The organism is Pedobacter ghigonis (genome assembly GCF_903166585.1).
GTDB classification, from domain to species: domain Bacteria; phylum Bacteroidota; class Bacteroidia; order Sphingobacteriales; family Sphingobacteriaceae; genus Pedobacter; species Pedobacter ghigonis.
Genome location: NZ_CAESCM010000010.1, coordinates 105,504 through 117,731, shown reverse-complemented (window position 1 = coordinate 117,731; position 12,228 = coordinate 105,504). Strand labels below are relative to the sequence as shown.

Here is a 12,228-nt window from a genome sequence, read left to right as displayed (position 1 = left end):
CTGAATACTTAATACCGGTAAAGAGTACTTGATACTATGTCATTAGAAAATATACAAAAAGAAAGTCTGGACTTATTGCGGCAGTTAATCCGTATCCAGTCTTTTAGCAAAGAAGAAGACAGAACTGCGAATTTAATTGCTCAGTTTCTGGAAGAGAGAGGGATCAAGACCCAGCGTAAAATGAACAATGTTTGGGCTTACAACAAGCATTTTGATGCTGCTAAGCCGACCTTACTTTTAAATTCGCACCACGATACGGTTAAGCCAAATTCTGGTTATACCCGCGATCCGTATGATGCCGCAATTGAAGGTGATAAATTATTTGGTTTGGGGAGTAACGATGCCGGAGGGTGCCTGGTTTCGCTAATCGGAACATTTTTGTATTACTACGATCAGGAAAATTTAAAATATAACATCTGTTTAGCTGCTACTGCCGAGGAAGAAATTTCGGGCAATAATGGTTTAGAACTGGTGCTGCCAGATTTAGGTGAGCTTGAATTTGGCATCGTAGGTGAGCCTACAGAAATGAATTTAGCCATTGCCGAGCGCGGTTTACTGGTATTAGACTGTGTATCGCACGGTAAAGCCGGTCATGCGGCACGGGAAGAAGGCGAGAATGCCATTTACAAAGCATTGAAAGATATTGAATGGTTCAGGAATTTCCAGTTTCCGAAAGTATCAGAGGTATTTGGTCCCTTGAAAATGACCGTTACCATTATCAATGCAGGTTCGCAGCATAATGTGGTGCCGGCCAATTGTACTTTTACTGTTGATGTGCGCGTAACAGATGCTTATACCAACGAAGAGGTGCTGGAAATTATCCGTGCCAATGTTGATTGTGATGTTACCCCGCGTTCAATCCGCTTAAAACCTTCGTCTATTGATAAAAACCATCCTGTTGTACAGGCAGGGGTTGCTTTGGGAAGAACTACTTATGGTTCGCCTACAACTTCCGACCAGGCTTTGCTGGATATTCCATCAGTAAAAGTTGGTCCGGGTTTTTCGGGTCGCTCGCACATGGCTGATGAATTTTTGTATGTTAGGGAAGTAGCTGAAGGTGTTGAAGGGTATGTTAATATGTTGAAACCGGTTGTTGGAGGTTAAAGCTAGAGGGCTTTAAATGTCCTGCGTTCTCTGTGAAAATCTCAGTGAATGCGGTAGTGAAATTTTAAAATAGCTTAGCGTGCTTTACGAAAAATCTGGTGCCCTTTGCGGTTAAATAAATTAAAATGAAGATTTGGCAAAAAAATATAGATGTAAATAAATTTGTAGAAAGCTTTACTGTTGGTAAAGACCGTGAACTCGATCTGCAAATGGCAAAATTTGATGTTTTAGGTTCTTTGGCGCACACAGAAATGTTGGAAACCATTAATTTGCTTACAGCAGATGAATTAAGAACCGTTCAGCAGGAACTGAAAAATATTTACGCCGAAATTCAAGCCGGTAATTTTACCATCGAAGATACCGTAGAAGATGTGCACTCGCAGGTAGAGTGGTTACTAACGCAGCGTATTGGAGAGGCGGGTAAGAAAATTCACAGTGGCCGTTCGCGTAACGACCAGGTTTTGGTTGATTTAAAATTATTTTTCCGTGCCTGTATCGAAGACATGGTCGGTCAAACTGCAACTTTGTTTAACCAGCTAATTGAGCTGAGCAATACCCATAAAGATAAATTACTTCCGGGCTATACGCACTTGCAAATTGCCATGCCTTCATCGTTTGGTTTATGGTTTGGTGCTTATGCCGAAAGCCTTGCTGATGATATGGAACTGATGTTGGCTGCCTGGAAAATTACCAATAAAAACCCATTGGGATCTGCTGCCGGTTATGGCTCTTCGTTCCCTTTGAACAGAACTTTAACCACTAAATTGCTTGGTTTTGAAAGCCTAAACTACAATGTGGTTTATGCACAGATGGGACGTGGCAAAACCGAGAGAATCTTGGCTCAGGCCATGAGTGCTGTTGCCGCAACCCTGGCAAAAATGGCTATGGATGTTTGCCTGTTTATCAATCAGAATTTCGGCTTTATCAGTTTTCCGCCCGAGCTTACCACAGGTTCGAGCATTATGCCGCATAAAAAGAATCCTGATGTTTTCGAGCTGATCCGTTCGCGCTGCAATAAAATTCAGGCACTGCCGAATGAAATTGCCATGATGATCACTAATCTGCCATCAGGCTATCACCGCGATTTACAGTTGTTAAAAGAAAATCTTTTTCCGGCAATCACTTCGCTTAATGAGTGCCTGGAGATTGCCACCTTTATGTTCCAGAACATTACCATAAAGGATGGTATTTTAAAGGATAAAAAATACGATTATCTGTTTAGTGTTGAAGTTGTAAACGATTTAGCTTTACAAGGCGTACCATTTAGAGAGGCCTACAAAATAGTTGGCGAACAGATTGAAAGTGGTACTTTTGCACCATCGAGCCAAATACACCATACCCACGAAGGCAGTATAGGCAACCTTTGTAACGAGCAGATTTCTGCTTCGATGAATGCAGTTTTAGCACAATTTGGTTTCGAAAAAGTGAATAAAGCAATAGAAGATTTAATAGCATAATATGAAAGTTTCAGTAATAGCCAACTCATTAATTGGCTCAGAAATTATAAAAATTGGTAACGAGGTTAACGAAATGAAGCGTAAAGGCGCATCAATTGCTAATTTAACCATTGGCGATTTCGATTCGAACATTTACCCGATTCCAGCCGAATTAAAAGAAGGAATTGTAGCGGCTTACAATACCAATCAAACCAACTACCCACCAGCCGACGGTGTTTTACAATTGCGCGAAACGGTTTCTGAATTGCTAAAAGACAGATTTGGTTTAGACTATAATACCAACAGTATTCTGGTTTCAGGAGGTTCACGTCCTTTAATTTATGCTACTTTTCTGGCGTTAATTGACCCGGGCGATACGGTAGTGTTTCCGGCACCATCATGGAATAATAACCATTATTGTCATTTAACTTCGGCAAATGCGATTGCGGTAGAAACCGATGCTGCTCATAATTTTATGCCTACTGCAGCACAATTAAAGCCGCATTTAAAAGGCGCAACTTTATTGGCTTTATGCTCGCCACTGAATCCTACAGGTACCATGTTCGATGCCGACGCTTTGGCTGAGATTTGTGATGCTGTTTTGGAAGAAAATGCAAGCCGTGGAGCAGATGAAAAACCACTTTATTTAATGTACGATCAGATTTACTCGCTTTTAACTTTTGATAAAGAGCATGTAAACCCGGTTTCGTTGCGCCCTGCAATGCGCGAGTTTACCATTTTTGTAGATGGTAGTTCTAAATGTCTGGCAGCTACCGGTGTGCGTGTGGGCTGGGGCTTTGGCCCCGAAGATATCGTAAACAGAATGAAAGCGTTGGTTGGGCACATGGGTGCCTGGGCTCCAAAAGCAGAGCAGGTAGCCATGTCTGATTACTTTAACAACAAACCACAGGTTGATACTTTTTTAACCAGCTTTAAAGGTCAGATACAAGACAGCTTAAATGCACTTTATAATGGTTTTAGTGCTTTAAAAGCAGAAGGCTTTAACGTAGATGCAGTTGAGCCAATGGGTGCCATTTACCTGACGATTAAGATTGATTACATTGGTAAAACAACCGAAGATGGTCAGCTTTTAAAAGATAGTGCCGATGTAAACTTCTACCTAATTAAGGAAGCCGGCGCTGCTTTGGTACCATTCTCAGCATTTGGAAACGAGCACAGCATGCCATGGTTCAGGGCATCGGTAGGGGCTTGTACTTTACAGGATATTAAAGATATGTTGCCAAGGATTAAAACTGCTTTAAGTAAGTTGAAATAAGATTATAAATAGATAGGAAAGCCTCTTCAATCAGTTTTGAAGAGGCTTTTTGTTTATTTGGCCGTCATTTCGAGCGGAGTGCAACGCAGTCGGGAACCACGTAAGTGCTCAGCGAAGCTAAATCTGCTTCGAAATAGATCTCTCCGCTTCACTGCGTTCCGGTCGAGATGACGACTTTTTTTATTGGATTTGCTATAGATTTAAGACTAAAAAACTAATCCTCCCGGCTTCCATCATCAGCCATTCTTACCATTTTAGGTTCAAATTTGGCCACCACATCAACCAGTTCGGTTTGTGCGGCCATTACCTTGTGGATATCTTTATAAGCCATTGGGGCTTCGTCTAAACCAGCACCAATTAAAGTAACGTTATGGTCTTTCAAAATGGCTTTCATATCCGATTTGGTGATCGATTGGATTGCTTTCGTTCTACTCATTTGTCTACCCGCGCCATGCGAAGCTGAATTGATCGAACTGAGTTCGCCTTTTCCTCTTACCAAAAATCCTGGAGCAGTCATACTTCCCGGGATAATTCCCATTACACCTTTGCCAGCGGGTGTGGCACCTTTACGGTGAACAATCACTTCCTCACCATTAATAAGTTCTTTCCAGGCAAAATTATGGTGATTTTCTACTTTGGCTAAAACCTTGGCACCAATGGCCCTTGTTAACCTCTTATGGATCACCTCGTGGCAAGCCGAAGCATAATCGCCGGCTAAATTCATGGCAATCCAATATTCTTGCCCTTCGGCAGTATTAAGATCTAAATAGGCCAGGTTTGCCGCCTCTTTCGGTAATTTACAAATACCTTTCGCCAGTTTGGTATAGTGATCAGCAATGGTTGCGCCCAAGCCACGCGAACCGGAGTGGGTTAGCAAAGCTACATAACGGCCTTTATCGATATTTAAAACCTCATCGCGTTCTGCGAAATCTATAATTCCCCATTCTACAAAGTGGTTGCCACCACCCGATGTACCTAACTGTGCCCAGGCTTTCCCGTGCAGTTTTTTTAAGAAAGGGGTGCTGTTAAAAGCTTCATTTTCTAAAACCTCGTGATCAGCTTTTTCTGTCCCATGGAAGTTTTGTCCTGCACCAAATTTGGTAAAGGCAATTAATTCGCGTTTGTACATATCATCTTTACCGAAATAATGTTTCTCGGGGATATTAAAAATGCTTAGGGCCATTCGGCAGCCAATATCGACACCTACTCCGTAAGGAATAATGGCATTTCTGGTGGCCAGGACTCCACCAATAGGCAAGCCATAACCTTGGTGCGCATCGGGCATTAAAGCACCCGCTACCGATACCGGGAGTTTCATGGCAGTATCCATTTGGTTTCGCGCACCTTCTTCAATGTAATCGGGGCCAAATACCGCATAGGGTTTCGCATCACTTACCAACTCAATAGCTTCATCTCTCGGTGCATTGATTTCTTCAATCATGGCTGTAGCCAGCGTATTTAAAACCGGATCATCCAAAAAGCTTTCCGGGTATTCTTTTACTTTTTTAAATAGGGCTAGCAATTCTTTTTCTTCGGCATCAGCAAAGCTTGTTTTCGCGATATCCAAAGCCAGACCCAGTATTTTTCCTTCGGTATAACCTGTTTCAATTAGGTCTTTTCCTGTTATGTTGTTTTTCATTGTTGTTTTTTAATCTGCATAAAGTTCTGCTCTCATCTCAACAAGTAATGATTCTACCAGATTTGCATCAGGTTTATCCATAAGCTTACTGTTGATCGTTTCTTGTTCAATTTTTTCCATCAGCACTTCTGCTGTTTTTAATACTTCATCGTAGTCGAATTCTCCTCTTTTGATCATGAGTAACTCATCCCGATTTTCTCTTTTTACGTTTAATTTTCCATCACGAACAATTTCGAGCGCTACCTGAAGCAGCCTAATGGTATGCATCATGTTTTTGGCATCATAATCTTTACCGTGACTTTTATTTGTTGTATGCCGTACTTCATTCCTTTTTTCTACCCATTCCCAATATTCGTTATGCACTTTACAATAAGATGAATAGCTATCCTTATTAAAAAAGAGATAGGCGATTTCTTTTTCCCCGGCAGATATAGAAGAAACAGAAACTTCGTTTGCGGTTTCTTTATTGGAAATCCCTTTATAATTCAATTTCTTTTCTGCATCATAAAATAGAGCATAAAGATTTTCCGTATTCGGGATTTTTGCCAATCCACAATCTGCTTGAGATATACCATTTTTTATTAACCAGCTCTTGGCTTTTACAGATGAATAGTTGATTGTGATGAAACAAAAATCCAAAACTGTTTTTCTTCTCTTTGGCATTGGGTTTAAAATCTTCTTATTTAAACCTTTTGCTTTTCTGATCTGTGTTAATGCATACCCGCCAAAAGTATCTTTGCATAGCTTGGATAAAATGATATTGATATTTAATTTATTCATTATCGGATCCCTGTACAGGATACATTCATCCGGTGTTGCTAAAATTTCAACAATGTTCGGATTATTTTTGATCAGTAGTTCAACAAAGCGGCCAATTTCATAATACACCTCATCGTTACTTTCATTGCTAATCTGTGGAATATACTTCAGCCCAAAAAACATTTCTTTTGGCATATAATATATCCCTTTAATGTCGGTATCTGATTGCGGAGTATCCAATCCGTAAGCCTTGCTGCCGCTTATGCATTCAAATAAAAGCAGGTTTTGATCCTTTAAATCTTTAATTGTCATAACGGTTTATTGTATTTCTAAAAAAGGCATCCAGCATTTCTGTATCAAAACTCTCTTTGGGCAGATCTTTAGCTTCTTCTGCACAGTTTTTAAACTCTTCATCAATGTAATTACGTAGTTCTGTGTCTATTTTAATGATGAAACCCTCAGCCGAGCTTGACTTCAACGTGATTAAATCTTTTACGAATGCTTGAAGCTGTGCTGGCATCAGGGTTAAAAGCGGCCCAATAGTCATCGGAGCAATCGTATTTTTTTCTAAGCACCATTTTGCAGAAAGCAAAGGGCGGAGCACATAAAAAAGCTTTTTAATCTTGATTTCGTCGCCATTTATTACGGTTTCCAATGCGCCATGTGCGATTCCCAAATAATGGTTTATATTTATTTTTCGATAGAAATAAGATTGACACAGTGCCCATAATTCATTCCTGAAATGAGGCTGTTCTCCATAAATAATTGGCGATTGTAGCCATTCAAATGGAGTGGTATTTGATTTTCTAATCAGCTTAAGTACCTTTTTTATATCCCAACCGTAAATATCAAGTTCATCGTTTATCGGAAATCCCAATTGATCATCTTTATCCGAAACGGAAAGATAATAATTAAGTGGACGCAAATAGATAAAACGAACGTCAAAATCGCTGTCTGGAGAAGGGAATTCCCATCCACGGCTTCCCGATTCGCAGGCAAATAATATTTTGATCTCATTCGCCTTTTCTATTTCTGTAAGTCTGTTTATGATGGTGGTTTTCATTTCACTTTTTGTTAATCCCCGGCAGGCAACATTCTCCTGGCCGGGGGCTTCTAAATTTAATTTATTTTACAAAGATTTGCTTCAATTGATCGACAATTTGCCCACTACCCGATAAGCTGATGTTGTTGATTTTTTCTGCGATTTTCTCTACATACTCCATCTCTTTCAACTTATACAACATGGCATTTTCTTCCATTAATTTGGCAGTATTTAATAAACTTCTGGTCGAGGCCGTTTCCTCTCTCCGGGTAATGATATTGGCTTGCGCCCTTTTCTCGGCAATTAAAACCTGATTCATAATCTCTTTCACATCGCCTGGCAAAATAATATCCTTAACGCCACAGTTTGTTAGTTTTATACCTAAATCTGCTGCTTTGGCAAGGGTTAAATCCATTACTTGTGTGGCAATTTTCTCTTTGCTTTCCATCAACTCATCAAAAGTCATTAAGCCGATTGATTCTCTTAGTGCCAATTGCATGGTAACGTACAATTGCTTTTCAAAATCTTTGTTCTCCAGCAAAGCTTTAATGATATCGGCCACTTTATATTGCACGCTGAAGTTAATTCGCAATTGGGCTTTATCTTTCGTCAAGATTTCTTGTCCCACTACTTCCATGTTCAATTGTCTCATATCGGTTTTAACAACATTAATGGTAGTCGCGTTTTTCCAGTACATGTAATTTCCGGCTTCCAGTATTTTATCAAACTTTCCATTGATAAACAATAAAGCTTGCTCAAACGACTCTACTTTAAAGGCCCTGATGTAATTTACCAATGGCGCTTTTTCCAGCAAGTTGCGATCAATATTGCCTTCAATTTCGATGTTGCTGATATTTACCTTTTCGAAAGTATAGCTCGATAAACCTTTCCAAATGGCATGCTTACCGGCTGTTAAAACACTTTTAAAATTTTGGTTACGGTAAACCAGGGCCAATTCGTTATCGGCTACATCTACTACGTGTACCAGATCGGTAAAATCAGTGCTGGTTAACAATACTTCTAATTCGGCAAGGGTAAAAAAATATTCTTTTCCCATGTCGTATAACGTAATATCTTCGCCAAAACCTAACCAGTAAGTTCCTTCAGTTAATACGTTTTTTAATTTTCCTCTTTTAAACACCAATCCAACATAATTGGTGTTAATGGTTACTCTTTTCATGTTTTTTGATGTTAAGATTTATAATTATTTAATTGTTTTCGTTACAAAGCCTTGTAAAAGCACATTCATCTGGTTTTTGCGGAAATAAACTGGATCCTGCAGTTTTTAAAATGAAATCTCCTCTCTGATAGTTAAAGCCGTAGATTTAACAGGTTCTTAAAGTAAATCTGATTTTTAAATCAGTGCGTTCATCATTTTTTATTTTCTAAGCAAAAGCAAATTTGCTTGTCAGGAACAGAAAAGGACCCTTGAGCAGAATGTGGTTTTACAGGCTTATCAATGAGAAATTTGAAGTATCTCTTCTTTTAAAGATGGATCCCTAAGTCCATTGCATTACCCTTATGCGATTCCAAGTGATGGTTGGAAGCAGGATTCGAACCTGCATTTTGGTGGGTTGTTGCTCTAACCAGCTGAGCTATTCCGGATTGCTCCGGAAGTGGGAATCGAACCCACTCACACAACGTGTTCAGACAAACTATCATAATCCTGATCAGTATATTCCATGCAATTGCACGAATACTTTGGGGCTATACCGAAACCCACAACCGGGATCAGTTTTATGTAGTATTGCCATTCCGGTTATTCACCGGAATTTCTTTATATGGTACTGATTTACTTAAACTGTTTATTTTGTTGCTGATAACCCTGTTCCGCATATTCGGAACAGGGGCTTCGTGCTTGTAAGATGCTGTTCAAAAATGAGCAACATGGCTGAGAGCGCGTATTATTGAAACAGTTTACTATTTGTTGTAAATCAGCTATTTATTATTGATATTTTTCAAAGAACTTCATTATCGACTGGCGACATTACAAAGATGCCACCACCACTGCGCGGAGGAATTGCGTAGTTGAAAATATTTTAATTATTTTTATTTAACTAATTGATTTTAAGTTTGATAAAATTTATATTTTAATCGAATTTGTGTTTTTTGAGATCCATTGCGCAATTGTATTGCGTAGTTGTGCGAAACTTAGTTATCTTTAACAGAAGCTTAAGCGCCAGATTTTTAACCTTCATCACAAAAACACTTAAAATGGCCATTAATAAATTAGCCCTCATCCGTTACAAAACCATCGACGATTGTTTGAAAAACCGTTTCCGTAAATGGACACTCGACGATATTATTGAAAAGGTTGCCGAAACCCTTTACGAGCTAGAAGGCATAACCAGTGGCGTAAGCAAACGCACCATACAAGCAGATATCCAATTGATGCGGAGTGATAAGCTTGGCTACAATGCGCCGATTGTGGTAAAAGATAAACGGTTTTATGCTTATGATGATCCTGGGTTTAGCATTACAAAAGCGCCGATTAACCATGCCGATGTAGATAAAATGAAAGAAATTGTTGGCGTGCTGAAGCAGTTTAACGCTTTTAATTATTTCGACGAAATGAGTGATATGATTGCCCGTTTAGAGAATAATCTATACAAATCGACCAAACAGAGTGGCAATAACATCCAGTTAGAAAGCAATAAGCTGGTTAAAGGACTGGAGTGTATCCCCCCACTTTATCAGGCCGTTTTAAACAAACGTTCGTTGCTGATTGAATATAAATCGTTCAAAGCACAGCAGGCGCAACAGGGGATTTATTATCCATACCTGTTAAAAGAATACAGAAACCGCTGGTTTTTGATCTGCAAAGCGAAAAAACGTCCCGGGATCTTAAATCTGGCTTTAGATCGGATTGTCGAATTTCAGGAACTGCCCAACGAAGAATTTTTGGCTTATGAAGGGGTAGATTTTGACCGTTATTATGAGGATTTGATTGGGGTAACAAAAAATGAAAGAGATCGGGCGCACAAGGTAATCCTAGAGTTTACCAACGAACATGCGCCTTACGTGATAACCAAACCTTTGCATGCTTCGCAGGTAGTGCTTGACAAGAATGCACGCGCCACAATTATTAGAATAGATGTTGTACTGAACTACGAACTGGAACGCGAGATTTTGGGTTTTGGAGAATGTGTTAAAGTGCGTTCACCAAAATTGTTGATCTGGAAAATTAAGAAGCGTTTGCAGCAAACTTATGAGCAATATGTACCTGTTCAAAAACCAGAAAAAGTTGCTGCTGAAAATACATTGGTTTAGTTAAACGTTTTAGTAATTGAATTCTTATTTGTAATTTGAAGGCTTAAACCCAAATTATGAGCAGAACCAAATATATCCTATTACTTGTTATCGCCTGTGCGATGAACACATTTGCCCAGCAGGCAACCCCGCAATGGCGTCCCAGCTACCACTTTACCGCGCCGGCAAACTGGCTTAACGATCCGAACGGATTGATTTACCTGAATGGCGAATACCATTTGTATTATCAGTATAACCCATTCGAAAATAAATGGGGGCACATGAGCTGGGGGCATGCCAAAAGTAAAGACCTGGTGCATTGGGAAAATCTACCGGTTGCCATTCCCGAGAAGATTACCAAAGACACTACTACCATGATTTTTTCGGGCTCGGCTGTTTTGGATAAGCAGAATGTAAGCGGATTGGGAAGAGGTAAAGCACCAATTTTGGCTTTTTATACGGCCGATTTGCCTAAGCAACGTAACGAATCGCAGTATATGGCATATAGTAATGATGGAGGGTTAACTTTTACCAATTACGCGAAAAACCCCATCATCGATTTAAATAAAAAAGATTTTCGTGATCCGAATGTGTGGTGGCATGAGGCCTCTAAACAATGGATTATGACGGTTGCGATGGTTGATGAGCATCAGGCGCGGTTTTACGGATCAAAGAACCTGAAAGACTGGACCATGCTCAGCGATTTTGGAAAGCAAGGCAATCAGGGCAGTGGCTGGGAATGCCCTTTTATTATCCCACTGGCAGTAGATGGAAATAAGAATAACACGAAATGGGTATTAATGATTTCGCTATTTGGGCCAAAGGGGCCAACCATGCAATATTTTGTCGGCGATTTTGATGGCAAAACTTTTAAAAATGACAACGATGGCCAGTTAACTTTGCTGGTAGATGATGGCGATTCGTTTTATGCGGCCATTCCATGGAATAATGCACCTAATGATAAACGCATTCTTTTAGGCTGGTTGCAGCCGGGTGGCAAAGAAACCTTCCCATGGAAAGGGCAGATGTCTATCCCCAGAGATTTAGCTTTAAAAACTACGCCTGATGGGGTAAGGTTGTTTCAACAGCCAAGTTCAGTTATTGCAGGTAACCTTAAAAAGCTTGCCCAAAACCGGATGGTTTCCAAACAAAACCTCCTTGTTGATGGTGAACTGAAACTGGATGACATTAGCAATGCAAATTGGATTGAAGCTGAATTTGATTTAAGTAATTCGAAAAGTGCAGGGATCAAACTGGCGCAATTGAAAGACGCGGGAGGAAAAGTGATCAAAGAAATTGAAGTGGGCTACCTGGCCGATAAAAATGAGCTGTATGTAGATTGCTCGCGCTCAGAAAGAGGTATTAAAAATGATAAGAATATTATTCAAACTGCTAAGCTGAATGCTGTGGGAGCTAAAGTGAAAATTCAGATCCTGATTGATAAATCATCGCTGGAAGTCTTTGGCAATGGTGGTGAAAAGGTAATCTCGACCATGATTTTTCCGGATGAGAAAGCAACTGGTATTACTGCTTTTTCAAAAGATGGTAAAAGCACTGTAAGTAGTTTAAGGATTTGGGATTTGAGCAATAAATAGTTGAAATCGTCATTGCGAGGAGGAACGACAGCCAGCCCCGTTTTTTCGGGGAAGCAATCTTAATGAGATCGCTAATAATGGGATTGCTTCAGCTCACACCGCCCGGCTTCGCAATGACGGTAGTATAT

At 39.9% G+C, this 12,228-nt stretch carries 9 protein-coding genes and 1 tRNA gene; 5 read left to right on the top strand and 5 right to left on the bottom strand.

Annotated features, from left to right (window positions below; translation table 11 throughout):
- Positions 1 to 36: 36 nt before the first annotated feature.
- The 3 genes from HWV58_RS15295 to HWV58_RS15285 all read left to right on the top strand — a co-directional run bounded on the left by HWV58_RS15295 (position 37) and on the right by HWV58_RS15285 (position 3,816).
- Entirely contained in the window at positions 37 to 1,104 is a 1,068-nt protein-coding gene (locus tag HWV58_RS15295) for a M20 family metallo-hydrolase (protein ID WP_175634930.1), read from the top strand.
- Positions 1,105 to 1,229: 125 nt separating this feature from the next.
- Complete coding sequence (gene argH, locus HWV58_RS15290) at positions 1,230 to 2,561, top strand: argininosuccinate lyase (RefSeq protein ID WP_175634929.1); 1,332 nt, start codon at positions 1,230 to 1,232, stop codon at positions 2,559 to 2,561.
- Position 2,562: 1 nt separating this feature from the next.
- A complete protein-coding gene (locus tag HWV58_RS15285) occupies positions 2,563 to 3,816 on the top strand; it encodes a pyridoxal phosphate-dependent aminotransferase (protein ID WP_175634928.1) in 1,254 nt (417 codons plus the stop codon).
- Positions 3,817 to 4,030: 214 nt separating this feature from the next.
- Here HWV58_RS15285 and HWV58_RS15280 read toward each other — a convergent pair whose 3' ends face one another.
- The 5 genes from HWV58_RS15280 to HWV58_RS15260 form a co-directional block, all read right to left on the bottom strand.
- Positions 4,031 to 5,455, bottom strand: a complete 1,425-nt coding sequence (locus HWV58_RS15280) for an RtcB family protein (protein ID WP_175634927.1) — start codon at positions 5,453 to 5,455, stop codon at positions 4,031 to 4,033.
- A 9-nt stretch (positions 5,456 to 5,464) separates the two neighbouring features.
- Positions 5,465 to 6,526 carry a DNA polymerase beta superfamily protein gene (locus HWV58_RS15275; RefSeq protein WP_175634926.1) on the bottom strand — a complete coding sequence of 354 codons (1,062 nt, stop codon included), beginning with the start codon at positions 6,524 to 6,526 and terminating at the stop codon, positions 5,465 to 5,467.
- Positions 6,516 to 7,277, bottom strand: coding sequence for a nucleotidyltransferase domain-containing protein (locus HWV58_RS15270; protein WP_175634925.1), 762 nt, complete (start codon positions 7,275 to 7,277; stop codon positions 6,516 to 6,518). Before HWV58_RS15270 ends, HWV58_RS15275 begins: the two co-directional genes overlap by 11 nt.
- A gap of 61 nt (positions 7,278 to 7,338) precedes the next feature.
- The gene (locus HWV58_RS15265; protein ID WP_175634924.1) at positions 7,339 to 8,436 is read right to left on the bottom strand and encodes a slipin family protein; all 1,098 of its coding nucleotides are present in this window, start codon (positions 8,434 to 8,436) and stop codon (positions 7,339 to 7,341) included.
- Positions 8,437 to 8,793: 357 nt separating this feature from the next.
- Positions 8,794 to 8,859 (bottom strand) — tRNA-OTHER (locus HWV58_RS15260).
- Positions 8,860 to 9,470: 611 nt separating this feature from the next.
- On the opposite strand from HWV58_RS15260, the gene HWV58_RS15255 reads away from it, so the two are divergent.
- Together HWV58_RS15255 and HWV58_RS15250 are read left to right on the top strand one after the other, a co-directional pair.
- On the top strand, positions 9,471 to 10,526 hold the full coding sequence (locus tag HWV58_RS15255; protein WP_175634923.1) for a helix-turn-helix transcriptional regulator: 1,056 nt from the start codon (positions 9,471 to 9,473) through the stop codon (positions 10,524 to 10,526).
- A 56-nt stretch (positions 10,527 to 10,582) separates the two neighbouring features.
- A complete protein-coding gene (locus tag HWV58_RS15250; protein ID WP_175634922.1) occupies positions 10,583 to 12,100 on the top strand; it encodes a glycoside hydrolase family 32 protein in 1,518 nt (505 codons plus the stop codon).
- Positions 12,101 to 12,228: the final 128 nt, after the last annotated feature.

Coding starts and splice junctions, on each gene's coding strand:
- HWV58_RS15295 (WP_175634930.1), top strand. CDS start 37: ATGTCATTAGAAAATATACAAAAAGAAAGTCTGGACTTATTGCGGCAG.
- argH (WP_175634929.1), top strand. CDS start 1,230: ATGAAGATTTGGCAAAAAAATATAGATGTAAATAAATTTGTAGAAAGC.
- HWV58_RS15285 (WP_175634928.1), top strand. CDS start 2,563: ATGAAAGTTTCAGTAATAGCCAACTCATTAATTGGCTCAGAAATTATA.
- HWV58_RS15280 (WP_175634927.1), bottom strand. CDS start 5,455: ATGAAAAACAACATAACAGGAAAAGACCTAATTGAAACAGGTTATACC.
- HWV58_RS15275 (WP_175634926.1), bottom strand. CDS start 6,526: ATGACAATTAAAGATTTAAAGGATCAAAACCTGCTTTTATTTGAATGC.
- HWV58_RS15270 (WP_175634925.1), bottom strand. CDS start 7,277: ATGAAAACCACCATCATAAACAGACTTACAGAAATAGAAAAGGCGAAT.
- HWV58_RS15265 (WP_175634924.1), bottom strand. CDS start 8,436: ATGAAAAGAGTAACCATTAACACCAATTATGTTGGATTGGTGTTTAAA.
- HWV58_RS15255 (WP_175634923.1), top strand. CDS start 9,471: ATGGCCATTAATAAATTAGCCCTCATCCGTTACAAAACCATCGACGAT.
- HWV58_RS15250 (WP_175634922.1), top strand. CDS start 10,583: ATGAGCAGAACCAAATATATCCTATTACTTGTTATCGCCTGTGCGATG.